The organism is Candidatus Margulisiibacteriota bacterium (assembly GCA_041658645.1).
Taxonomy (GTDB): domain Bacteria; phylum Margulisbacteria; class WOR-1; order O2-12-FULL-45-9; family XYB2-FULL-48-7; genus JBAZZV01.
In genome coordinates, this window is the sequence record JBAZZV010000009.1 from 16750 (window position 1) to 39748 (window position 22999).

A 22999-nucleotide genomic window follows, 5' to 3' on the forward strand; every position below is an offset into this window, starting at 1 on the left:
CTGGGCGCCAAGGTCTTCTTGGTTGTTATTCATTAGATCAACGATCAGGAACTCGAATTTCCATTCGCCCTGGCAGGGTTGAGGGGAGCGGGTGGTCTTGTCCGGGGCAATAATGTAGTATTATACGACTATTCAGCCTCATTCCAAACTGAAGTATTGGCCCGGGCTCTCTTCGTTCAGCAAGCGGGTCGATTCAATGATCAAGGCGTAAATATAATTCTGGTCACCCGGCTGGAGCATTTCTCCCGACATCACCAGGGTGTCGCCGACCTTCTCTTCGGTGCGGAGGAGCAGGCTGGCTTTTTGCCGGGCGCGCTTGATCGCGGCCGTCAGTTTATTGACCACTTCTGGTTGAGCGCTGCTTATCTTGAATGAATAATCAGCAAAAAAAGTGCAGGTGCCGGCTTTTTGCCGCTTGATCGGTTTACCGTCTTCATTGGCGACGATGATCTCTACGGTTTTTATCATTTGGGTACTTTTCACTCCTTTGGCCAAAGCCGGGGTGTTTAACTGCTGGATCGTTTTGGTTTGAGGCGCAGCTGGAAAACAACCGGTCAAGACCAGTCCGGCCCCCGCGCCAATTAAAAGCCCGATCGTCAGTTTTTTCATTTTTGCACCTCTTAATAATATTATACCATAAGGTGTTTGACAAATATGTAGGTGGTGCTACAATATTGTACTATGACTCCGACCCGAGATGTAACCGTCAAAGTCCTGGTCGATATCAGCAGCGCGCTGGCCTCTTCGCTCGACATCGAGAAGACCCTCAACGCTATCCTCAAGATCCTGACCGACCAGTTGGAGATGCAGCGCGGCACGATCACCCTGGTCGACCCGGCGACCAATGAACTGCATATCGAGGTCGCTCAGGGGCTGTCGCCGGCGGAAAAGGAGCGGGGCCGCTACCAGATCGGCGAGGGGATAACCGGACAGGTCGTGGCCAGTGGCCAGCCGATGATCGTTCGGGATATCAAGGCGGAGCCTCTTTTTCTCAATCGGACGCAGGCCCGCCGCGAACTGAAAGAGCGGAACTTTGCTTTTCTCTGTGTTCCGGTCAAGGCCGGCAACAAGGTCATTGGCGCCCTCTCGGTCGACCATCTTTTCCGTGGTGATATTTCCTATGAGGAGGATATCCGGCTGCTGACGATCATTGCCTCGATGGTTGGCCAGGCGGTCATGATCCGCCAGCTGGCGGAAAAAGACAAACAAACGGTCGTCTTCGAAAATCTTAAGCTAAAACGCGAACTGCGGGGAAAATACAAGTTCGGCAACATCATTTACAGCTCCAAAGTGATGGAGTCGGCGCTTGAAGCAGCACTGCAAGTTGCCGACAGCCAAGCGACGGTCCTCCTCTTCGGGGAATCGGGGACCGGCAAGGAACTCTTCGCTTCGGCCATCCATTACGCCAGCCCGCGGATCGACAAGCCGTTCATCAAGGTCGCCTGCGCCGCTTTGCCGGAGAATCTCCTCGAGTCCGAGCTCTTCGGCTACGAAAAAGGGGCCTTTACTGGCGCGCTGGAGCGGAAAATGGGACGGTTCGAGCTGGCTAACGGCGGGACCCTCTTTCTCGATGAGATCGGGGACCTGACCCCGGCTACTCAAGTTAAATTGCTGCGAGTCCTGCAAGAGCGGGAATTTGAGCGGCTCGGCGGTACGCAGACGGTCAAAACCAATGTCCGGGTGATCTGCGCGACCCACCGCAACCTGGCGGAAATGGCCAAGTCCGGTAAATTTCGCGAAGACCTTTATTACCGGATCAACGTTTTCCCGGTCAACCTGCCGCCGCTCCGCGACCGGAAAGAAGATATCCCCCTCCTGGTCGACCATTTCCTCCACAAATTCAACAAAGAGAACAATAAGAAGGTCCGGGGGATCAACCGGTCTGCCCTCGACATGCTCCTGGCCTACGGCTGGCCGGGGAACGTGCGCGAGGTCCAGAACGTGGTCGAGCGGGCGGTCGTCATCTGCCAGAAAGAATTGATCACCGCCCAGGAACTTCCCCAGAATATCCGGAGCGGTGACGCGGTAGACGTCCCTTCGGCCGGCGCCAGCCTCCCCGAGATCGTCGAGTCGATCGAAAAGCAGCGGATCAGCGATGCTCTGGCCAAGCACAAATCACAGCGCAAGGCGGCCAAAGCGCTCGGTATCACCGAGCGGATGCTCGGTTATAAGATCGGCAAGTACAAGATTACGTAGTAGCAATGACTGAAGACCGTATCTACAAAAAAGTATAACGGTCTACAAAAATGGAGCTGCGACGCCTGTCGACGGCTCTTTTTTCTTGGCAATAAACTTGCTCCCCTAACAGTGTCATGCCAAACACGATCAAAACTGAAGATATTAATAAACAGCCAGGGATGGCGTTGACCGACCAGTGGAAAAAGTTATGGCCGTTTACTATCAGGAAGGAGGAAAGAAATGAACTATTGGTTTTCAAAATTAAGGAAAGGGAGGAGTATCATAATGAAGCGTTGTTTATTTAATTGGCTGTTCCTGGGCGGATTATTGTTAGCCATTCCGGCTGGAGCGACACCGTCGACCCAGATCTGGAACCCGTCGACCGATATCCAGGCGAAGGGGGCCTGGCACTTTGGGATCGATGATTATTTCACGGTTGAGGACCGAACTTCGGGTGGCTATGCGTTCCCGACCGACGTTGGGCTGACCTATGGCTTACTGCCGGGGTTGGAAGTTGGGATCGACGCAATGTTGCCGCAAAATCTGCCGGGGAGCGGCCTGCTCTTTAACGCCAAATATGGTTTCCCGGAGGGGGAAGTCCTGCCGGCCTTGGCGCTGGGTAGTTACGGTCTGGGGACCCTGCCTGGTTTGACCGATATGAACGTGATCTATGGCCTGGCGGCTAAAACCTTTCCGCTGGGCAGGATATCAGCCGGTTATTTCACCGGGAACGCGGCCACGATTGGCGCCGACAACAAGGGTTATATCCTGACCTGGGATAAAGCCTTGACCGATAAAGTCTGGGCTTGCGTTGACTATGCCAGCGGACAATCAACGCTTGGCGCCACTTTTTACGGATTTTCCTGGTTATTCGCCCCCAACACTTCTATAATATTTGGTTACGGCACGTATAATAATGGCGCTAAGCCAACTGTGACCACGCAGTTGGACATTAATATTTAAGGAGGCGATTATAATGATCAACAGTGGTGATACAGCCTGGGTCCTGGTCTCAGCCGCTCTGGTGATCCTGATGACGCCGGCGGTCGGGTTCTTTTACGGAGGGATGGTGCGTAAAAAAAGCATCCTCTCCACGATCATGATGTGTTTCGCGGCCCTTTTTCTGATCAGTGTCCAGTGGGTCCTGATCGGCTATACCCTCTCCTTCGGGCCGACCCACGGCGGCCTGATCGGCAGCTTCAAATGGTTCGGCCTGCTCGGAGTGGGCCAAGCGCCTAACCCGGATTACGCCGCCACTATCCCGGCGCTCGCTTTCATGTTTTTCCAGGCGGCTTTTGCCATTGTCACTCCCTCACTGATCGTTGGCGCTTTTGTCGAGCGGATCAAATTTGGCGCTTTCCTGATCTTTACCGCTCTTTGGTCAACGCTGGTCTATAACCCGGTCGCCCATTGGGTTTGGGGGGTTGGCGGCTGGCTCCGGGTATTAGGCGCGCTCGATTTTGCCGGCGGAACGGTGGTCCACATTACGGCCGGCTTTGCCGCCTTAGCCATTGCTCTGGTCATCGGGAAGCGGATCGGCTACGGCAAGGACAATATGGAGCCGAGCAACATCCCGTTGGTCGTCATCGGCGCCGTCCTATTATGGTTCGGCTGGTTCGGGTTCAATGGCGGCTCCGCTCTGGCGGCGAACGGTTTGGCGGCCTCCGCGATCGTAGTGACCAACACGGCGGCGGCGGCAGCGGCCCTGGTCTGGATGATCTTAAGCTGGCTTCATCGGCGGCCGAGCGTTCTTGGCGTCGCCACCGGAGCGGTTGTCGGTTTAGTCGCGATCACGCCTGCGTCCGGGTATGTTGATCCGTTAGCGGCCCTGGCCATTGGCGGTATTGCTGCAATCATCTCTTATTATATGATCGTCCTCCGGATGAAATTACGGATCGACGAATCGCTTGACGTCTTTGCCTGCCACGGGATGGGTGGGCTGTGGGGATCTATCGCCACCGGGATCTTTGCCAGTAAAGCGATCAATTCGGCGGGAGCTGATGGTCTGCTTTTTGGAAACCCCGCCCAGCTCTGGGTCCAGATCGTGACGGTCGCGGTCACGGCTAGTTTCTCATTTGTTGTTACGTATGTCCTGGCCACGTTGATCGACCTTTTCATCGGCCTACGGGTCAGCGAGAACGAGGAACTGGTCGGGCTCGATATTTCCCAGCACGCGGAAAGCGTATAAATGGAGGAGATAAAATGAAGAAAATAGAAGCGATAATCCGGTCGGAGAAACTGGACGACTTGCGGGAAGCGCTGGATGCCAAGGGACTCTCGGCCATGACCGTGACCGAGGTCAAGGGGCGGGGGGCCCAGAAGGGGATCACCCTCGAGTGGCGGGTTGGTGAGTACCGGGTCGAGTTTATCCCCAAGATCAAGGTAGAACTGGTTGTTAACGCTAAAATGGTCGATCAGGTGATTGAAACGATCTTGTCAGTTTGTTCGACCGGCAAGGTCGGCGACGGCAAGATCTTTATCTCGCCGGTCGAGGAAGTGATCCGGATCCGGACCAAAGAAAAGGGACACGGCGCCATCTAATATTGTAGATAAACGGTCCAGAAAATACAAAAACGTATCTTTTTACCGGCTGCGCAGCCTGGGTTAAGCGTGGCAATGTTATTGCTTCCTTCTTGAAGAAGTGAAGGAGGCTCGCCATGATAAACGCTGGTGATACGGCCTGGGTTTTGATCTCAACCGCTTTAGTTATCCTGATGACCCCTGCCGTTGGTTTCTTTTATGGCGGTATGGTCAGGAAAAAGAATATTTTGTCTACGGTTATGATGTGTTTCGCGGTCCTGATCGTTTTAAGTTTGCAATGGTTCCTGGTCGGCTTTACCCTCTCTTTTGCCCCTTCGGTCCGGGGAATGATTGGTAACTTTGATTGGCTTGGTCTGATTGGTGTTGGCGCATTGCCAAACGCCGCCTATGCGGCGACGATCCCTTTTCTCGCTTTCATGGTCTTTCAAGGGGCGTTCGCGATCATTGCCCCGGCCCTGATCGTTGGCGCTTTCGTAGAAAGGATCAGATTCTCAACTTTCCTTTTCTTTTCCCTGATCTGGGCGACTATCGTTTACGATCCGGTCGCTCATTGGGTCTGGTCGACCGGTGGCTGGTTAAGAGCCTTTGGGGCGCTCGATTTTGCCGGGGGACTTGTTGTCCACATCACGGCCGGTTTTTCCGCCCTGGCGATCGCCCTGGTCATCGGCAAACGGGTCGGTTATGGTAAAGACAATATGGAACCGAGCAATATCCCCTTTGTCCTGCTGGGGGCGGTCTTGCTTTGGTTCGGTTGGTTCGGTTTTAACGGCGGGTCGGCGCTGGCGGCCAATGGCCTGGCGACTTCGGCCTTTGTCGTGACCAATGCTTCGGCGGCGGCTGCCGCGGCGGTCTGGATGATCTTGAGCTGGATGCAGCGGCGGCCGAGCGTCCTGGGGGTAGCGACGGGAGCGATCGTCGGTCTGGCGGCTATTACACCAGCTGCCGGGTATGTTTCTCCGCTTTTCGCGATGCTGATCGGCGCAGTCGCTTCGCTCATCGCCTACTATATGATCGTCCTCCGGATGAAACTCCGGATCGACGAGTCGCTCGATGTTTTTGCCTGCCACGGCATGGGGAGTTTTTGGGGGGTGATCGCGGTCGGTCTATTTGCGGATAAAAACATTAACGCGGCCGGAGCGAACGGCCTCTTCTTTGGCAGCCAGCATCAGTTCTGGATCCAGCTTTTCTCTGCCTGCTTCGTCGCCTTCTTTTCCTTCACGGTGACTTATATCATTGCCAAAGTGATCGATGGATTGGTCGGACTGCGGGTCAAGGAGCACGAGGAGCTGGTCGGGCTCGATATTTCCCAGCACGCGGAAACGGTTTAAGGGGGAAATAATATGAAGAAAATTGAAGCAATAATCAGGTCGGAGAAACTGGAGGAGCTGCGGGAGGCGTTGGATGCCAAGGGGTTGTCTTCCATGACCGTGACCGAGGTCAAGGGGCGGGGGGCCCAGAAGGGGATCACTCTCGAGTGGCGGGTCGGTGATTACCGGGTAGAGTTCATCCCCAAGATTAAAGTGGAGATGGTCGTCGCGGCCGAGAAGGTTGAGATGGCCATTGGGGTGATCACGACTGTCTGCACGACCGGGAAGGTCGGCGACGGCAAGATCTTTGTCTCCCCGGTGGAGAATGTCATCCGGATCAGGACCGGCGAGCAGGGGACCAAGGCCCTGTAGTCAGATCGCTAACCGGTAACCGACGCCAGGTTCCGTGACAATAATATCGGACAGATCGTGTTTTTCCAGTTTTTTGCGCAGCTGGCTGAAATAGATCCGAAGATAATGGGATTGCTCGACTGACTCTGGCCCCCAGATCTCTGATAATAATTGTTTTTGGGTGACGATCTTGCCCGCGTTTTGGACCAGCGCCTTGAGCAGGTCGAATTCGGTGTTGGTCAGTTTTAGCGGCTCGCCGTTTATTTCTACGGCGCGAAGAGTGAAATCGATCTTCAGCGGCCCGTGATGATAGACCGGTTCCTCCTTGAGGTTCAGGCTGTGCCTTAAAGCCACCCTGATGCGGGCCGATAATTCGGGGAGATTGAAGGGTTTGGTCAGATAATCGTCGGCTCCCGCGTCAAGTAAGGAAACTTTATCATGATCGGAATTCCGGACGGTCAAAACGATCACCGGCGTGCCCGTTCTTTCCCTGATCTTTTTCATGACCTCATTGCCGGTCATGTCCGGCAGGCCCAGGTCGAGGATAACGATGTCAGGCCGGAAATTACTTAACTGGGTCAGTCCCTCTTTGGCGGTTTTAGCCGACTCAACCTGATAGCCTTCGGTGGTCAGGCTGATCTCCAGCAGTTTGCGCATCGACTTCTCATCGTCAATGACCAGGATCTTGGCCCCGTTACTCATCGGGCAATTCTTTGAGGACCGGCTGCTCTTCGATCGGCAGAGTGATCTTGATCTCCAGGCCCCCTTCTTTTCTATTTCGGGCCGTTATCTCGCCGTCATGCGCTTCCACGATCGCCTTGGTGATCGCCAATCCGAGGCCGGTGCCGCCGGGCGGCGCTTCTTTGGTCCGGTAGAACTTATCAAAGATATACGGTAATTCAGCTTCTTTTACTCCGGGACCGTTGTCGGCAACGATAATAGCGATCCTGTTCTGTTCCCTAATGGCCCGGATGACGATCTCCGTCCCTTCCGGCGTGTAATTGAGCGAGTTCCAGAGGACATTCTGCAAGGCTTGCTCCAGCAGGGCAAAATCGATCTTGACCAGCGGCAAACCGTCCGCGATCTCGATCCTGACCTGATGTTTGGCCAGTTTATTGCTCAAGCGGAGGACGCAAATGTTGACCAGCTCGCGGACCTCCTGCCAGTCTTTCTTGATCGAGAGCATGCCGGAAGCGAGCCGCGACATATCCAGTAAATTAGTGACGATCCGGTTCAACCGTTCCGCCGAATCGGCCAGGTCGCGGGCCAGTTCGGCCATTTTATTCCGGTCGCAAATGATATTCTCATCCTGCATGGCCGAGGAAATACCGACGATCGAAGTGACCGGCGTCTTGATCTCGTGAGAAACGCTGTCGAGGATCGTCCGGTAGAGGCTTTCCGATTTTTTCAGCTCGTCCGCTTCCAGCGAGCGTTCTTTTAATATCTCCCGCTCGAGATATATAGCCAGCTGATTGGCCGCCGCGCTTAAAAAATTCTTTTCATCTTGGGACAAGGTCCGATAATGCTCCGGCCGGTATAACAAGACACCGATATTTTCCGACGGGCCTTTGAGCGGGAGGTACAGGGCGCCGGCAAAAGAGAGGGTGTCGGTCGACCAACCGGCCGTTTCCCCTTTTTCGAAAGCCCACATCGCGACCGATAGTTCTTTTTCGTCACCGGTGATGGTCTGGCGCAAGGATTCATCAAACTTGGTCTTGTCGCGTTTGACGATGACCTTGCATTTCCCGGGGAGGATCACGCCGATCTCCCTTTCAATGTCTTTAACGCAGGTCAGGCTGTCCCTGGCCCCGGCGATGATCGTCGTGATCCGGTGCATCGTGTCGGTCCGGGCTTCTCTTAGCGCCAGCAGCCTTTCGTCCCTTCTGATCTTGCTGGTCAGATAGCCGGTCACGATCGCGGTAATAATATAGACCACGCTCATGACGAGATCGGTCGGGTTGCCGATGACAAAAGTCCCGGTCGGCGGGATAAAAAAGAAATTCCAGATCAAAGCGCTCAAGACGGCGAACAAGACGATGTAAATGAACGAAACGAACAGGCTTAAGATCAGGACGGCAAAGAAAAAGACGAAGCCGATCGCCTCGTATCCGAGGTAGGGGGAGAGGAGATAGTTAATGAGCGAAATCGCCATAATAATGATCGCGGTCTTCCAGAAGTCGCTCATTGGCGTTTCCGAGCCGAAGATCGACTTGAGCCAGTTCTCGCCGGCCGGCGTCTCGCCGCCGGTCGGGATCACATGGATGGCGATATTTTTTGTTTCGCTGAGCAGCGCGCCGGCGGTGGAGCCGGTGAAGAGCGATTGAAAGGGGCTTTTCTCGGAGTGGCCGATCACGATCTGAGTGACGTTCTTTTCTTTAGCGAATTTTGCCAGCGCGTCCGAAATGCTCCGGCCGGAGAGGATCGTCGCGGCCGCCCCCAGCTGTTTGGCCAGCGAAAAATTGTTCTCGAGGTCTTCCTTGTCTTTCTGGTTCCATTTTTGCGAGAACAACCCGGTGCTTTCAACGGCGACGACGAACCATTCGCAGCGGTACCGCCTGGCGATCAGCGCTCCCCGGCGGATCAATCTTTTCGCGTTCGGGCTCGGGCTGACGCAAACCAGGATCCGTTCGGTGGTTTGCCAGCTTTCCCGGATGCCGTGCGCTTTCATGTACAGCTCTAATTCTTCGTCGACTTCCTGGGCGGTCTGCCGGAGGGAGATCTCCCGGAGCGCGTTGAGGTTGCCTTCGCGGAAAAAGTTGCTCAAAGCGTCGGTGATCTTATCTTTTTTATAGATGTCGCCGCGCTTTAACCGGTTGAGCAGGGCTTCCACCGTGATATCAACGGCGACGATCTCATCGGCGTTTTCCACGATCCCGTCAGGGATCGTTTCCCGGACCGTGACGCCGGTGATCTGTTTGATGACGTCGTTCAGGCTTTCCAGGTGCTGGACGTTCAGCGTAGTGATGACATTGATCCCGGCCCGGAGGATCTCATCCACGTCTTCATAGCGTTTGACGTATTTTGAGCCGGGGACGTTGGTGTGGGCCAGTTCGTCGACCAGGACGGTGGTGGGGTGACGCTTTACGATAGCCTCAGTATCCATCTCTTCCAGGCGCTTGCCGCCGTACTCGATCTTTTTGCGGGGGACTACTTCCAGGGTGCCGATCTGCTTTTCGGTCTCCTGGCGGCCGTGCAGTTCCACGTAGCCGATGACGAGGTCTTCTCCCCGCTGGCGGCGGCGGTTCCCCTCGTTGAGCATGGTGAAAGATTTGCCGACGCCGGGGGCGTAACCGATAAAGATCTTCAGTTTGCCCCGCTGGGGATGTTCAGTGGCTATCTTTAAGGCTTCTTCCGGGGTCAACCGGCGCGAAAAGTCTTCCAATTAGGTCCTCACTTAACGGATGTTATCCAGTTCGGCGTTCAATTTTAAGACGTTAACCCTCGGTTCGCCGAAAAGGTTCAAATCCCGGCCTTCCGTCGATTTCGCGATCAGTTTAATTATCTCACCTTTCATAGCTGAATCAAGTCCGCGGGCCTTCACCACCCGGGTAAGCTGGAAGACGGCTGCGGCAGGACTGAGGTGCGGGTCCAGCCCGGAGCCGGAAGCGTAGATGAGATCGGCCGGCACCTCAGCGACAGTTTTGGTTGGATCGGCCTTAAGCAGCTGCTGTTTTCTTCCTTCGACCGTATCTTTTAACTGTTTACTTGTCGCTGAAAGATTACTGCCGCCTGAGGGTAGGGGATTATAGTCTTGGGAAGAAGGCCTGGACCAGAAATATTTATCCTGGTCGAACTTCTGGGCGATCAAATCAAGGCGTCCGTTCGAGCTTGGTGAAAAAAAGGTCTGCCCGATCAAGGTTATAAACAGCGGATAAAACAGGCCGGTCAGGATCGTTGCGGCGATAAAGAATTTGACGCCAATTACTATATTTTTCATATTATTTCACCACCCGTAAAGAAACGATCAACAGATCGATCAATTTGATGCCGAGAAATGGCGAGACCAGGCCGCCCAATCCATAGATCTGCAAATTACGCTTCAACAAGGAGCGGGCGCTCTGACTGTGATAGGCTACGCCCCGCAGGGCCAGCGGGATAAGAATGACAATAATGATCGCGTTAAAGATCACCGCGCTTAAGATCGCGCTCTCCGGTGAATGGAGGCGCATTATGTTGAGGGCCGACAACGGACCGTTCTCGCCCGCTTCGGCGTAAAGCAAGCCAAACATTGCCGGAATGATCGCAAAATATTTGGCCACATCGTTGGCGATACTGAAAGTCGTCAGCGCTCCTCTGGTCATCAGCAGTTGTTTGCCGATCTCAACAATTTCGATAAGTTTGGTCGGATTGCTTTCCAGATCGACCATGTTGCCCGCTTCGCGCGCCGCCTGTGTTCCGGTGTTCATCGTGACGCCGACGTCCGCCTGCGCCAGCGCCGGCGCGTCGTTGGTCCCGTCTCCGGTCATGGCCACAAGATGGCCGCCCGCCTGCTCGTTGCGGATGCGTTCCATCTTCGATTCAGGTGTCGCCTGAGCAATAAAGTCGTCCACGCCGGCTTCGGCGGCGATGGCGGCCGCGGTGATTGGATTGTCGCCGGTGATCATTACGGTCCGGATCCCCATCTTACGCAGTTCCCGGAATCGTTCCTTGATCCCGCCTTTGACGATGTCTTTCAGGTGGATGAGGCCGAGAATTTGATTACCGTCGGAAACCGCCAGCGGCGTGCCTCCGCTGCTGCCGACTTTTCTCACTTCCGCCTCCAGATTGGCGGGGAAAACGCCGCCGCGCGCTTCAATATCCTTTTTGATCGCCTCGACCGCGCCTTTGCGGATCGAACGGTAAACCTTTTTATCTTTATCGTGAAAATCAACGCCGCTCATCTGGGTGGCGGCGGAAAAAGGAATAAAGGTAGCGTCGTTGGGGTGGAGGCTTTGCGCTCTCAGTTCAAATTTATCTTTGGCCAGTACAACTATCGAACGGCCTTCCGGAGTTTCGTCAGAAAGCGAAGAGAGCTGGGCGACCTCTGCCAGTTTCTTCTGCTCAATTCCGGCTGCGGGGATAAACTCGGCCGCCATCCGGTTGCCCAGAGTGATCGTGCCGGTTTTATCTAGCAGCAGGACATCGATGTCGCCTGCTGCCTCGACGGCCCGGCCGCTCTTGGCGATGACGTGCCGCCTGATCAAACGGTCCATCCCGGCGATGCCGATCGCGCTCAAAAGCCCGCCGATCGTCGTCGGGATCAGGCAAACTAACAAAGAAACCAAGACCGGCACCGTGACGATCGAGGAGAGGTTCTGGCCGGCCGCTGCGCCGCTGTAATCGGCGAACAGTTTCAGAGTGGCAACGGCTAACAGGAAAATGATGGTCAGCCCGGAGAGGACAATACTTAAAGCGATCTCATTGGGGGTCCTTTGTCGTTTAGCTCCTTCGATCAGGGCGATCATCCGGTCGATAAAGTTGCCGCCCGGATCGGCGGTAATTCTAATCACGATCCGGTCGCTGATGACCCGGGTCCCGCCGGTCACGGCGCTCCGGTCGCCGCCGCTCTCCCGGATGACCGGGGCGGATTCTCCGGTGATCGCTGATTCATCGACGCTGGCGATCCCTTCGATCACCTCGCCGTCAGCGGGGATAATATCGTTAGTTTCGCAGACGACGACATCGTTTTTCTTCAGTCTTCCCGCTGGAACGGACGTTTCTTTACTGTTAATCAGCAGTCTGGCCATGACCTCTTTTCTTGATCTTTTCAGGCTCTCCGCCTGGGCCTTGCCTCTCCCCTCCGCCAGCGCCTCGGCAAAGTTGGCGAACAGGACGGTGAACCAGAGCCAGATACTGATCAGCAGCTCGAACAGGGAAAAAATGCCGACGGACAGGTGATGAAAAAAGAAAACTGTTGTGATCGCGGAGCAGACAAAGGTCACGAACATGACCGGGTTACGCATCTCTTCCCTCGGGTCCAGTTTCAAGAATGAATCCTTAATGGCAGTCAACATAATCTTGTTATCATTTGTTTCTATATTCTTGGTCATTTTAGAACACCCTTCCCTTAAGCATTAGTAAATGCTCGACTAGTGGCCCGAGCGAAAGAGCGGGGAAGAAGGTCAAAACGCCGACCACGACAAGGACGCCGACCAGCAGGGCGGCAAAGAGAAAGTTGTCGGTCGTAAAAGTCCCGGCCGAGACCGGGGCGATCCTTTTGACCGCTAAACTGCCGGCAATGATCATGGCCGGAATGATAACGCCGAACCGGCCGATGATCATGCAGAGGCCGAGCGCTATATTATAAAAGACTGTGTTGGCGTTCAGGCCGGCAAAGGCACTGCCGTTGTTTTGCGAGGCCGAAGTAAAGGCGTAGAGGATCTCGCTTAAGCCGTGCGGCCCCTTACTGGATAAACTGGCCAGCGCAACCGGTAAAACGCAGGCAGCCCCGGCCCCGATCAGAATTGCCGCCGCAGGGAGCAGAATGGAGAGGATGACCATCTGCACTTCCTTTCGCTCGATCTTTTTGCCAAGATATTCCGGTGTGCGTCCGACCATCAGGCCGGCTAAGAAAACCGTCAGCAAAACGATATGGAGCATACCGTATAGTCCTGAACCGACCCCGCCAAAAACAATTTCACCGAGCATTATATTGAATAGTGCCATTCCTCCAGCCAGCGGCGTTAAGGATGAATGCATTGCGTTAACCGAACCGTTGGAAGCACTGGTCGTTGCCATCGCCCAGATCACGCTATTGGTAATACCGAATCGGGTTTCCTGCCCTTCGTGAATTGTCCCGGGAACCGAGAATTCTGAAAAAAGCGCGACTCCCAAACCGACCGCAAATATAGCGAACATGACAAAAAATAACAGCCAACCGTGCTTCCGATTGCCGATCATCACCCCGTAAGTATAAACCAGCGCGGCTGGGATCAGCAGAATGGCCAGCATCTCCAGCCAATTGGCCAGTGGCGTTGGATTTTCATATGGATGGGCACTGTTGGCGTTAAAGAAGCCGCCGCCGTTGGTTCCGAGCTGTTTGATGGCGATCTGCGAAGCGGCCGGACCTAAGGGAATAGTTTGTTTCGTCCCCTGCAGAGTCACGACATCTTTATAGGGAGACAGTGTTTGCACGACCCCCTGGGCGTTTAAAACCACCGCCAGTAGGATCGATAGAGGCAAAAGGACATAGACCAGCGAGCGGACCAGATCGACCCAGAAATTGCCCAGCGAACTTTTTGATTTGGAGATCAAACCGCGAGTCAGGGCCAGGAAAACGGTTATCCCAGTCGCCGCGCTAAGAAAATTCTGCACGGTTAACCCGATCATCTGGGTCAGATAGCTCATGGTCGTTTCCCCGGCATATGACTGCCAGTTGGTGTTAGTAGTAAAACTCACGGCTGTGTTGAAAGCAGCGTCCCAGGCGACATTGGGCAGGTTGGCCGGGTTGAGCGGGAGGAACCTCTGGACCAGCTGCAGCCCAAAAAGAAAGAGAAAACCGAGCAGGTTAAAATAAAGCAGGGCTTTGGTATAAACTTTCCAATCCATCTCTTCGTCTTTCTTAATGCCGCACAAGCTGTAGAGCAGATCTTCCAGCCAGCCCAGCACCGGCGACATGAATGTTCTCTTGCCTTCAAAGACCCTGGCCAGGTACAGCCCCAAAGGCGGTGTTAGGCCGATCAGCGCTAAACAAAAAATAAATACCTGTAAATAATCGGTCACTTTCATAAATTACTTCTCCTTAAAGGATTGTTATGAAACTGGTTAAAATAAAATGTAGAGGAGGCCTTTAGGTCTCTATCCCCTCATGGCGACCTAAAGGTCGCCGCTACATTAAAATTTCTCAGGATTGAACATGGCGTAAGCAAGATAAACCAGCAAAGCGGCCGCTATTATTCCGGCCAAAATAAAGCCCATAATTTTATCCCCCTCAATTTATTGGCTGCTTTTAGGATTAATATGGTAACAGCCAAGGCAATATAGTATGCCGCAACAAACAGCAAAATATTAAATATAACAATAAATATTATCCCGGCAACAATAGCCATAGCTTCCTCCCGTTAGAGCCTAAAAAATAATAGCCTTGTTCAGCATTATTTTGATCGGACTGATAAATAGTAACACTCTGTCAAGTCAAATTGTTGTAAAAATACAAGCTATAACAGTAAAAATAGCGTAAATTTTACCAGGCCAGGACCGGCGAACAGGGGGCCAAGGCCCTTTGATTGCACAAAAATGTAGCAGATATTGCCCTAATATACAAAATTGTCTTGCCTAAGAGGGGTTGTGGCTGGCAATAAGGTTGCTTTACTAAAACCATCAATTCCAAGATAAAGGAGAATCGCCATGGTAAAAACCGCGAGTCAGATCTTCGGAGAGCTCACTTTCAGCAAAAAGGTGATGAAGGAAAAATTAAGTAAAGAGGTCTACGCCAAGTTGGTTGCTACGTTGGATGGCGGGGCCCCCTTGGACGAAACTATCGCCAGCGACGTGGCCCATGCGATGAAAGAATGGGCCATGGAGAATGGCGCCACGCATTTTACGCACTGGTTCCAGCCGCAGCGCGGCGGCACGGCTGAAAAGCACGATGCTTTCCTTAGCTATGGAAAAGATGGAGAGATGACCGAGCGTTTCAGCGCGAAACAGCTGATCCAGTCGGAGCCGGACGCTTCCAGCTTCCCCTCCGGCGGAATACGTTCCACATTTGAAGCCAGAGGATATACCGCGTGGGACCCGACCAGCTCGGCATTTTTGCTGGAAGCAGGGGATACCAAGACCCTGGTCATCCCGACAGTTTATCTTTCCTGGACCGGCGAGGTGCTGGACCTGAAAACCCCGCTCCTCCGTTCCATGAAGGCCCTGACCGAAGCGGCGATAAAACTGCAGAAACTGTTAGGGAACAATTCAGTCAAAAGGATGAAGGTTTACGGCGGGCCAGAGCAGGAATATTTCCTGGTTTCCAAGGAGCAATACGATACGCGGCCCGATCTGCGCATAACCGGCCGGACACTTTTTGGCGCGCCACCAGCCAAAGGCCAGCAGCTGGAAGACCATTACTTCGGCGCGATCAAAGACAAAGTGATGATGTTCATGGAAGATTTTGATACCGAGCTTTACCGGCACGGGATCCCGTCGAAGACCAGGCATAATGAAGTTTCTCCCAACCAGTTCGAAATAGCGCCTCTTTATGAGGAAGCTAACCTGGCCATCGATCACAACCTGCAGCTGATGGATATTATCCGCAAAGTCGCCGATAAGCACGGGATGGTAGCAATACTATATGAAAAACCTTTTGCGGGGGTCAACGGCTCGGGCAAGCATTTCAACTGGTCAATGGGAGATGACAGCGGTACAAATTACCTGGAACCGTCCGATTCGCCGGTCAAGAACATCAATTTTCTTCTCACCCTAGGCGCGATCCTGCTTGGGGTGAACAAATTCGGCGGCCTGTTGCGGGCGGCAGTAGCGGACGCCGGGAACGATCACCGGCTCGGCGCGAACGAAGCACCGCCGGCCATCATGTCCGTTTATCTGGGCGAATATCTGGCCGGATTGATGGATGAGATCGAGGGGATCGGCAATAAAGTGAACGAAAAGATCCTTTCTCACATTAACTTAGGCGTTAAGAACCTGCCTAAGGTGGCCAAGGATACCTCCGACCGGAATCGGACCTCGCCGGTAGCTTTTACGGGCAATAAGTTCGAATTCCGCGCCGTGGGTTCATCCCAGAACTGCTCGGAAGCAGCGACCACACTTAATTTGGTCGTGGCTTACGGCTATGATGAGATAGCAAAACGGCTGTCAGCGAAAAAAGGCGGGAACGTCAAGGAAAACGCGATCCTGGTCATGAAGGACGTCCTGACAGAGACCAAGAAGGTCCGGTTTGAAGGGAACAATTATTCAGAAGCCTGGCACAAAGAAGCCGCCAAAAGGGGACTGCCCAATACCAAGAACACCCCAGACGCGCTGGAGCTGATGCTGGAGAAAGATAACGCGGCACTTTTTGAGAAATACGGCGTTCTTTCCAAGCGGGAGCTCCATTCAAAAGTGGAGATCAAGCTGGATGCCTACATCAAGATTAAGGATGTTGAGCTTAAGGCTGGCCTGGACATTGCCAGAACGCTGGTCCTGCCTGCTGTTTTGGAGCAGATCGCGCTGTTAGGCGAAGCTGTCCAAGCGACTTCCAAAGCCAGTGCCATGGCCGCTGATCTGAAGGTCGCTTCCGCTCTCTATGCCGATATCAAAGCGGCGATCAAGGGGCTGGAGAAAGCTATTGTTATTTGCGAGCGGGAAGAAAACCTGGAAAAGAAAGCAAAACTGTACGCCAAGAATGGGGCCAATGCTTTAGCCGATCTGCGCTCGAGCGTTGATCAGGCCGAAACTCTGGTCGCCGACCGGTTCTGGCCGATGGCTAAGTACCAGGAACTTTTAACGATATTGTGATCCTGTTTATTCGCTAAGCGGGGCAGCAATGTCCCGCTTATTTTTGCTCTTAGATGCCCAAAATATGGGCATGACCAGGAGGAGGTGAGTAACGATGGCGATAACGGACGAAGTCAATAAACTTAGCGACTTTTTCATCAAGGAGAATTCGGGTAAAGTTTATCGAAATTTGATAGAATCAGTCGAGAAGCCGCTGATCGAGAAGGTCCTGGCGATGACCCTTTGCAACCAGTTGAAGACGGCCCGGATCCTCGGGATCAATCGGAATACGTTGCGGGCGAAGATGAGGAAGTTAGGTATCAGGTGCTAGGTGCCGGGGACTAGGGATTGAAAATGAATAGTTATCCAAAAAAACAGGGTCTATATGATCCAAGCTACGAACACGACAGTTGCGGGGTCGGGTTCGTCGTTGATATTAAGGGGAAACGGTCGAACGAGATCGTTTGCCAGGGGTTGGCCGTCCTCGAGCGGCTGGCTCACCGCGGCGCGGTCGGGGCCGATCCCGACACCGGCGACGGCGCCGGCATCCTCCTCCAGATCCCGCATGAGTTCTACGCCGCGCAACTAAAAATCCCGCCGGCCGGCGCTTACGGGACCGGGCTCATTTTTCTCCCGACCGACCTGGCAGAGCGGCAATACTGCAAAGAGCTTTTCGCTAAAGTGGTTGAGGAAGAAGGGCAGGAGTTGATCGGCTGGCGAACCGTGCCGGTCGATAATACCGTCATCGGCAAAAGCGCCCGGGAGAGCGAGCCGGCGATCGAACAGGTCTTTATCGGTAAAGGGAAAAAGGTCAACAGCCAGCTGGAGCTGGAAAAACGGCTTTATGGTATCCGCAAGAGGATCGAGAATATCGTCCGGATCTGCGAGCTGAAACAAAAAGCCTCGTTCTACATCACCAACCTCTCGTCGCGGACCGTCGCTTACAAGGGGTTGCTGATGCCGCGCCAGGTGGCCCGCTATTTCCTTGACCTGAAAGAGCCGGCGCTGCGGAGCGCCCTGGCCCTGGTCCATTCGCGCTACAGCACCAATACTTTCCCGACCTGGGACCTCTCCCAGCCGTTCCGTTTTCTGGCCCATAACGGCGAGATCAACACCCTGCGCGGCAATATCAACTGGATGCGGGCGCGGGAGAGCGGCTTGAAACCGGTCATCGTCCCCGGCGGGAGCGACTCGGCCGCGCTCGACAATGTTTTTGAGCTCCTCGTCCTGGAGGGGCGTTCCCTCCCGCACGCCATGATGATGCTGATCCCGCCCGCCTGGGAACATAACGGAGCGATGGCTAAGCAAGCCCGGGATTTCTACCGCTACCACGCCTGCTTTATGGAGCCGTGGGATGGCCCGGCGGCGATCGCATTTACCGACGGGGTCTCGGTCGGAGCGGTGCTCGACCGGAACGGCTTGCGCCCCGCCCGCTATCTGGTGACCAAGAGCGGGCTGGTGGTGATGGCGTCCGAAGTCGGCGTGCTGCCGATCGAACCGGGCGAGATCGAGCTCTCCGGCCGGCTCGAGCCGGGCAAGATCTTCTACATCGATACGGCCAAGGGTCGGATCGTCCAGGATGCCGAGGTCAAGGCCGAGATCTGCGGCCGCCAACCGTACGGCGACTGGCTGAACGACCAGATGGTCGAGCTGGAAAAATTGCCGCGCGTCGCGCCGACCGTGGAACCGCCGCGAGATTTGATATCAACCTTAGGCGCCTTCGGTTACAGCCGGGAAGACCTGAAGATCATCCTCAAACCGATGGCCGAGAGCGGGGCCGAGCCGATCGGCTCGATGGGGAACGATACCCCGCACGCCGTCCTCTCGCAACGGCCGCAGCCCCTTTATAACTATTTCAAACAGCTGTTCGCCCAAGTGACCAACCCGCCGGTCGACCCGATCCGCGAGGAGCTGGTCATGAGCCTGGAGAGTTACGTCGGTCCCCAGCTCGATTTCCTGGCCGAGACGCCGGAACATGGCCACAAGCTCCGGGTCAAGACGCCGATCCTGACCAATGGCGAGCTGGAACAGATCCGCTCGATCCGGAAAAATAGTTTCCGTGCCAGAACGATCTCGCTGTTATTCCACGTTCAGAATGAGAAGTATTTTATGGAGGCGCTCGACCGGGTTTGCGGCGAGGCGGTCGCGGCGATCGAAGAGGGCTATACCTTTATCATTTTGAGCGATCGTGACGTGGACGCCAAACATGCCGCGTTGCCGGCCCTGCTGGCGGTCGGCGCCGTCCATCACCATCTGGTCCAGAAGTCGCTCCGGACGAAGATCGGGATCATTCTGGAATCGGGCGAGCCGCGCGAAACGCATCATTTTGCCCTGCTGTTCGGCTATGGCGTCGACCTGGTCAATCCTTACCTGGCCTATGAAGCGATCGACCTCTTGATCAACGAAAATGACCTGACCCATGACACCCTGACTGCGGCCGACAATTTCCGGGAGGCGGTCCACCATGGTCTGCTCAAGATCTTCTCCAAGATGGGGATCTCGACCCTGAATAGTTATCGCGGGGCGCAGATCTTTGAGGCGCTCGGCCTCAACGACGAAGTGATCGAGCGCTGTTTTGAGGGGACGACCTCGCGGATCGGCGGCGCCGACTTTGCCGTCATTGCCAGTGAAACCCTGGCCCGGCACAAGGCCGCTTTTGCCAACGACCGGCCGCTTCTTTCGACCGGCGGCGTTTATCAGTGGAAACGCGACGGTGAGTTCCACCTCTGGAACCCGGAGAGCATTGCCGCCCTGCAGGATGCGGTCCGGAAAGAAGATTTCAGCCGTTTCAAGGAATTTTCTAACCTGATCAACGACCAGTCGAAGAACCCGACGACCTTGCGCAGTTTGCTCCGCTTCAAGATCGGCCAACCCATTCCCTTAAAGGAAGTTGAATCGGTCGAGAGCCTGGTCAAACGGTTCGCCACCGGGGCGATGAGCTTTGGTTCGATTAGCCGCGGCGCCCACGAGACGCTGGCGATCGCCATGAACCGGCTCGGCGGCCGCTCCAATACCGGCGAGGGTGGGGAAGAGCCGGAGCGGTTCAAGGACGAGCGGCGGAGCGCCATCAAGCAGGTCGCTTCGGGCCGCTTTGGCGTTAATACCAATTATCTGGTCAATGCCGACGAATTGCAGATCAAGATGGCCCAGGGGGCCAAGCCGGGCGAAGGCGGCCAACTCCCCGGCCATAAAGTGAGCGCGATCATCGCCCGGACCCGTTTTACCACGCCGGGCGTGACGCTCATCTCGCCGCCGCCGCACCATGATATTTATTCGATCGAGGACCTGGCCCAGCTGATCTTTGATCTGAAGAACGTCAACCCGCGCGCCCGGATCAGCGTCAAGCTCGTTTCGGAGATCGGCGTGGGGACGGTCGCGGCCGGCGTAGCCAAGGGGCATGCCGATATGATCCTGATCTCCGGCGGGGATGGCGGGACCGGCGCTTCGCCGCTGACCTCGATCAAACATGCCGGCCTGCCGTGGGAACTTGGTTTATCGGAAGCGCACCAGACCCTCGTCCTGAACGATCTGCGGAGCCGGGTCCGGCTCCAGACCGACGGCCAGCTCCGGACGGGACGCGACGTGGCGATCGCCGCCCTGCTCGGGGCGGAAGAGTTCGGTTTTTGCACGGCGACCCTGGTCGCCTGCGGCTGTGTTATGCTCCGCCATTGCCATCTCAACAACTGCTCGGTCGGCGTGGCGACCCAAGACGAATATCTGGGCCAGCGCTTTGCCGGCCGGCCGGAATATGTCATGAACTTCATGCGCTTTGTGGCTGAGGAGCTGCGCGAGATCATGGCTTCCTTAGGTTTCCGAACCCTGGACGAGATGGTCGGCCAGACCGACCGGCTGGAGCTGGACCAGGCGATCCTCCCCTGGAAAGCCAAAAAACTTGATTATTCGAAGATACTTTTTAAGCCGCAGGGGGCGGCGCGCTGCACCCAGAAGCAGGACCACGGGATCGATCAGGTTCTGGACCGGAAGCTGATCGAATTAGCCCAGCCGGCCCTGGTCAACGGCCGCCAGGTCAAGGCCGAGCTGCCGCTGGAGAACTTTAACCGGACGACCGGGGCGATGTTGAGCGGCGAGGTTTGCCGGCTGCATGGCGAAGCGGGCCTGCCGGAAGGGACGATCCATATCAAATTCAGCGGCGTGGCCGGGCAGAGCTTTGGCGCCTGGCTGGCGCGCGGGATCACTTTTGAGCTGGAGGGAATGGCCAACGATTATGTCGGTAAAGGGCTCTCCGGCGGTAAGCTTATTATCTATCCGAACAGCCGAACGACCTACCGGCCGGAAAAGAATATCATTATCGGCAACACCACTTTTTACGGGGCGATCGCCGGCCGCGCTTTTATTCGCGGCGTGGCCGGAGAGCGTTTCTGCATCCGCAATTCCGGCCTGTACGCCGTCGTCGAAGGGGTGGGCGACCATGGCTGCGAATACATGACCGGCGGCCGGGTCGTCGTTCTTGGCCCGACCGGGCGTAACTTTGCCGCCGGGATGTCGGGCGGGATAGCCTATGTTTATGACCAGCGGGGCGACTTTACCGAGAAGTGCAATCGGGAAATGGTCAGGCTGGATGCCTTGGACGAGCTGGATGAAATTATGCTGCGCGAACTCCTGCACGACCATCACGCGGCGACCGGCAGCGGGATAGCCAAGACGATCCTGGACAACTTCGGTCAGGAAACCAGCCACTTTGTCAAAGTTCTGCCGATCGAATTCAAGCGAGTCTTGCAAGAACGGGCGATGAAACAGGAGGAGCTCAATAAGTTGGGGGTCTCCGATGGGTAATCCGAAAGGTTTCCTGAAAATAAAGCGGCAAAAAGGGGAATACCGGCCGGTCTGCGACCGGGTCCAGGACCACGCGCCGGTCTTTAAGCTCCGGACTATTCCGCAAGTCAAAGAACAGGCGTCGCGCTGCATGGATTGCGGCACCCCGTTCTGCCACTGGGCCTGCCCGCTCGGCAATTATATTCCGGAGTGGAACGATAGCGCTTATAATGGCAATTGGGAACACGCTTTTGAACTCCTTGATGCTTCTAATAATCTCCCCGAGATCACCGGACGGGTCTGTCCGGCCCTCTGCGAATACGCCTGCGTCCTCGGGATCAATGACGATCCGGTCACTATTCGCGAGAACGAGCTGGCGATCATTGAATACGCTTTCCAGCATGGCCTGGTCAAGCCGCGTCCCCCCCGGATCAGGAGCGGCAAGAGGGTGGCGGTCGTCGGCTCCGGTCCGGCCGGATTGTCCTGCGCCGCGGAGCTGAACCGGGCGGGGCACCTGGTCACGGTCTTCGAAAAAGACGACCAGCCGGGCGGTCTGATGCGTTACGGCATCCCTGATTTCAAACTGGAGAAGAACATCCTCGACCGCCGGATCGGGCTTTGGCGGAAGGAGGGGATCACCTTTAAGACGGGGGTCAAGGTGGGGGTCGATCTAACTCTGGATATAATGCGTGATGAGTTTGACGCGGTCGTTCTGGCCAGCGGTTCCCGGGTCCCGCGCGATCTCAAAGTGCCGGGCCGCGAATTTGAGGGAATCCACTTTGCGCTAGAATATCTAACCCAGGCTAATAAAATAGTCGCGAACCACGAATCACGAACCACGATCCACGCCAAAGGTAAAAAAGTCGTCGTCATCGGCGGGGGAGATACCGGCTCGGATTGCGTCGGGACGGCGCATCGCCAGGGAGCGGCCTGCGTTATCCAGATCGAATTATTGCCGAAACCGGGCGAAACCCGGCCGCCGGAACAACCATGGCCGAAATATCCTGTCGTTTTAAAGACCTCGACCAGCCATGAGGAGGGCGGGGAGAGGCAGTGGGCGGTGTTGACTAAACGATTCACGAACCACGAATCACGAGTCACGGGATTAGAATGCGTTAAGGTCGATGCTAAGTTAAAAGAGATACCGGGGACGGAATTTGAGATTGAAGCTGACCTGGTACTGCTTGCCCTCGGCTTTCTCCACCCTGAACCGGTCAAAGGTTTAGACATTGAACTGGATGCCAGAAAGAACTTTAAGACCGATGAATATTACCAGACCTCGCTCCCCGGGGTTTTTGCCGCCGGCGACGCCCGGCGCGGGCAAGCTCTGATCGTTTGGGCGATTAGCGAGGGGCGGCAGGCGGCCGCCGGGGTCAGCCGTTATCTTGCCAGCCCGGTCGAATAATGATAAAATGACCCAGTAAGAGAGTCATCTTACTAGAAAGGGA

General features: G+C 55.3%; 17 protein-coding genes. 10 read left to right on the forward strand and 7 right to left on the reverse strand.

Annotation, left to right across the window (positions count from 1 at the left end; genetic code table 11):
* Positions 1 to 138 precede the first annotated feature (138 nt).
* Positions 139 to 609 carry a hypothetical protein gene (locus tag WC903_07515; GenBank protein ID MFA5893787.1) on the reverse strand — a complete coding sequence of 157 codons (471 nt, stop codon included), beginning with the start codon at positions 607 to 609 and terminating at the stop codon, positions 139 to 141.
* Positions 610 to 681: 72 nt separating this feature from the next.
* On the opposite strand from WC903_07515, the gene WC903_07520 reads away from it, so the two are divergent.
* The 6 genes from WC903_07520 to WC903_07545 all read left to right on the forward strand — a co-directional run bounded on the left by WC903_07520 (position 682) and on the right by WC903_07545 (position 6398).
* On the forward strand, positions 682 to 2196 hold the full coding sequence (locus WC903_07520) for a sigma 54-interacting transcriptional regulator (protein ID MFA5893788.1): 1515 nt from the start codon (positions 682 to 684) through the stop codon (positions 2194 to 2196).
* A gap of 267 nt (positions 2197 to 2463) precedes the next feature.
* Positions 2464 to 3141 (forward strand): hypothetical protein, encoded by a 678-nt coding sequence (locus tag WC903_07525; protein ID MFA5893789.1) that lies wholly within the window; start codon positions 2464 to 2466, stop codon positions 3139 to 3141.
* 13 nt (positions 3142 to 3154) lie between these two features.
* Positions 3155 to 4366, forward strand: a complete 1212-nt coding sequence (locus WC903_07530) for an ammonium transporter (GenBank protein MFA5893790.1) — start codon at positions 3155 to 3157, stop codon at positions 4364 to 4366.
* 14 nt (positions 4367 to 4380) lie between these two features.
* Positions 4381 to 4719, forward strand: coding sequence for a P-II family nitrogen regulator (locus WC903_07535; GenBank protein ID MFA5893791.1), 339 nt, complete (start codon positions 4381 to 4383; stop codon positions 4717 to 4719).
* A 116-nt stretch (positions 4720 to 4835) separates the two neighbouring features.
* Complete coding sequence (locus WC903_07540) at positions 4836 to 6047, forward strand: ammonium transporter (GenBank protein MFA5893792.1); 1212 nt, start codon at positions 4836 to 4838, stop codon at positions 6045 to 6047.
* Positions 6048 to 6059: 12 nt separating this feature from the next.
* Positions 6060 to 6398, forward strand: coding sequence for a P-II family nitrogen regulator (locus WC903_07545; protein MFA5893793.1), 339 nt, complete (start codon positions 6060 to 6062; stop codon positions 6396 to 6398).
* Here WC903_07545 and WC903_07550 read toward each other — a convergent pair whose 3' ends face one another.
* The 6 genes from WC903_07550 to WC903_07575 form a co-directional block, all read right to left on the reverse strand.
* Positions 6399 to 7079 (reverse strand): response regulator transcription factor, encoded by a 681-nt coding sequence (locus tag WC903_07550; protein ID MFA5893794.1) that lies wholly within the window; start codon positions 7077 to 7079, stop codon positions 6399 to 6401.
* Complete coding sequence (locus WC903_07555; GenBank protein MFA5893795.1) at positions 7072 to 9759, reverse strand: sensor histidine kinase KdpD; 2688 nt, start codon at positions 9757 to 9759, stop codon at positions 7072 to 7074. Before WC903_07555 ends, WC903_07550 begins: the two co-directional genes overlap by 8 nt.
* A 12-nt stretch (positions 9760 to 9771) precedes the next feature.
* Complete coding sequence (locus tag WC903_07560; protein ID MFA5893796.1) at positions 9772 to 10314, reverse strand: potassium-transporting ATPase subunit C; 543 nt, start codon at positions 10312 to 10314, stop codon at positions 9772 to 9774.
* A 1-nt stretch (position 10315) separates the two neighbouring features.
* A complete protein-coding gene (gene kdpB, locus WC903_07565) occupies positions 10316 to 12406 on the reverse strand; it encodes a potassium-transporting ATPase subunit KdpB (GenBank protein MFA5893797.1) in 2091 nt (696 codons plus the stop codon).
* Position 12407: 1 nt separating this feature from the next.
* Positions 12408 to 14084 carry a potassium-transporting ATPase subunit KdpA gene (kdpA, locus tag WC903_07570; GenBank protein ID MFA5893798.1) on the reverse strand — a complete coding sequence of 559 codons (1677 nt, stop codon included), beginning with the start codon at positions 14082 to 14084 and terminating at the stop codon, positions 12408 to 12410.
* Between the two features lie 164 nt (positions 14085 to 14248).
* The gene (locus WC903_07575; GenBank protein MFA5893799.1) at positions 14249 to 14404 is read right to left on the reverse strand and encodes a hypothetical protein; all 156 of its coding nucleotides are present in this window, start codon (positions 14402 to 14404) and stop codon (positions 14249 to 14251) included.
* A 298-nt stretch (positions 14405 to 14702) separates the two neighbouring features.
* On the opposite strand from WC903_07575, the gene WC903_07580 reads away from it, so the two are divergent.
* The 4 genes from WC903_07580 (at position 14703) to WC903_07595 (ending at position 22956) form a co-directional block, all read left to right on the forward strand.
* Positions 14703 to 16799, forward strand: coding sequence for a glutamine synthetase III (locus tag WC903_07580; GenBank protein MFA5893800.1), 2097 nt, complete (start codon positions 14703 to 14705; stop codon positions 16797 to 16799).
* A 94-nt stretch (positions 16800 to 16893) separates the two neighbouring features.
* Positions 16894 to 17109, forward strand: coding sequence for a helix-turn-helix domain-containing protein (locus tag WC903_07585; protein MFA5893801.1), 216 nt, complete (start codon positions 16894 to 16896; stop codon positions 17107 to 17109).
* Positions 17110 to 17132: 23 nt separating this feature from the next.
* On the forward strand, positions 17133 to 21572 hold the full coding sequence (gene gltB, locus WC903_07590) for a glutamate synthase large subunit (GenBank protein MFA5893802.1): 4440 nt from the start codon (positions 17133 to 17135) through the stop codon (positions 21570 to 21572).
* On the forward strand, positions 21565 to 22956 hold the full coding sequence (locus WC903_07595; GenBank protein MFA5893803.1) for a glutamate synthase subunit beta: 1392 nt from the start codon (positions 21565 to 21567) through the stop codon (positions 22954 to 22956). Before gltB ends, WC903_07595 begins: the two co-directional genes overlap by 8 nt.
* Positions 22957 to 22999: the final 43 nt, after the last annotated feature.

Coding starts and splice junctions, on each gene's coding strand:
- WC903_07515 (MFA5893787.1), bottom strand. CDS start 609: ATGAAAAAACTGACGATCGGGCTTTTAATTGGCGCGGGGGCCGGACTG.
- WC903_07520 (MFA5893788.1), top strand. CDS start 682: ATGACTCCGACCCGAGATGTAACCGTCAAAGTCCTGGTCGATATCAGC.
- WC903_07525 (MFA5893789.1), top strand. CDS start 2,464: ATGAAGCGTTGTTTATTTAATTGGCTGTTCCTGGGCGGATTATTGTTA.
- WC903_07530 (MFA5893790.1), top strand. CDS start 3,155: ATGATCAACAGTGGTGATACAGCCTGGGTCCTGGTCTCAGCCGCTCTG.
- WC903_07535 (MFA5893791.1), top strand. CDS start 4,381: ATGAAGAAAATAGAAGCGATAATCCGGTCGGAGAAACTGGACGACTTG.
- WC903_07540 (MFA5893792.1), top strand. CDS start 4,836: ATGATAAACGCTGGTGATACGGCCTGGGTTTTGATCTCAACCGCTTTA.
- WC903_07545 (MFA5893793.1), top strand. CDS start 6,060: ATGAAGAAAATTGAAGCAATAATCAGGTCGGAGAAACTGGAGGAGCTG.
- WC903_07550 (MFA5893794.1), bottom strand. CDS start 7,079: ATGAGTAACGGGGCCAAGATCCTGGTCATTGACGATGAGAAGTCGATG.
- WC903_07560 (MFA5893796.1), bottom strand. CDS start 10,314: ATGAAAAATATAGTAATTGGCGTCAAATTCTTTATCGCCGCAACGATC.
- kdpB (MFA5893797.1), bottom strand. CDS start 12,406: ATGACCAAGAATATAGAAACAAATGATAACAAGATTATGTTGACTGCC.
- kdpA (MFA5893798.1), bottom strand. CDS start 14,084: ATGAAAGTGACCGATTATTTACAGGTATTTATTTTTTGTTTAGCGCTG.
- WC903_07575 (MFA5893799.1), bottom strand. CDS start 14,404: ATGGCTATTGTTGCCGGGATAATATTTATTGTTATATTTAATATTTTG.
- WC903_07580 (MFA5893800.1), top strand. CDS start 14,703: ATGGTAAAAACCGCGAGTCAGATCTTCGGAGAGCTCACTTTCAGCAAA.
- WC903_07585 (MFA5893801.1), top strand. CDS start 16,894: ATGGCGATAACGGACGAAGTCAATAAACTTAGCGACTTTTTCATCAAG.
- gltB (MFA5893802.1), top strand. CDS start 17,133: ATGAATAGTTATCCAAAAAAACAGGGTCTATATGATCCAAGCTACGAA.
- WC903_07595 (MFA5893803.1), top strand. CDS start 21,565: ATGGGTAATCCGAAAGGTTTCCTGAAAATAAAGCGGCAAAAAGGGGAA.